The organism is Viridibacillus soli, assembly GCF_016612995.1.
GTDB classification, from domain to species: domain Bacteria; phylum Bacillota; class Bacilli; order Bacillales_A; family Planococcaceae; genus Viridibacillus; species Viridibacillus soli.
The window spans coordinates 1-605 of the sequence record NZ_JAEOAH010000096.1 but is presented as its reverse complement, the minus strand read 5'-3'; the positions used below and the strand labels follow the sequence as shown (position 1 = coordinate 605).

2 protein-coding genes are annotated in these 605 nt (G+C 42.6%); both read left to right on the top strand.

The features are described 5' to 3' along the window. On the top strand, positions 1–258 hold a 258-nt coding region (locus tag JFL43_RS22915), incomplete at its 5' end, for a hypothetical protein (protein WP_234447968.1). A gap of 54 nt (positions 259–312) precedes the next feature. Then, positions 313–605, top strand: a 293-nt coding sequence (locus JFL43_RS22150) for a transposase (protein WP_200750726.1), incomplete at its 3' end; no start/stop codon positions are given.

Here is a 605-nt window from a genome sequence, read left to right as displayed (position 1 = left end):
GAGGCCACTGAAAAAGTCCTCAAAGATATTTCAAAGCGAGTAAGTGAACGATTTATCGTTCACTTACTCGCTTTTTTAAATTGGGGAGCTGTTGATTTACGTTCCAGGCGGACGCGTTCCGCCGGCATGGCTTCAGCCTCCTCGTCGCTACGCTCCTGCGGGGTCTTCACCTCATGCTATTCCGGCTGGAGTCGCCGCCTTCCACTCCAATCAACTAGTATCTGCTTACCAGGAAGGAAATTTTCTTCTCCTATCTAAAGAATCATCCTTTTCCTGTATACTAAAATAAAGTAAATGCAGGTGGTGCGTCCCATGATTTCAAACAAGGAAACCCTTAACCTAAGTCCATACATGGCGATTTACGATATCGTCGTGCCAAAAGACAACATGCTTCGCCAAATCAATGAACTTGTGGATTTTTCCTTTATTCTAGAAGAGCTGAAAACTAAATACTGTTTGGATAACGGTCGCAATGCGATTCCACCAATTCGTATGTTTAAGTATCTATTATTAAAGGCGATTCATGATGTATCGGACGTTGACTTGGTTGAACGTTCTCGATATGACATGTCCTTTAAATATTTCTTAGATTTGGCGCCAGAAGA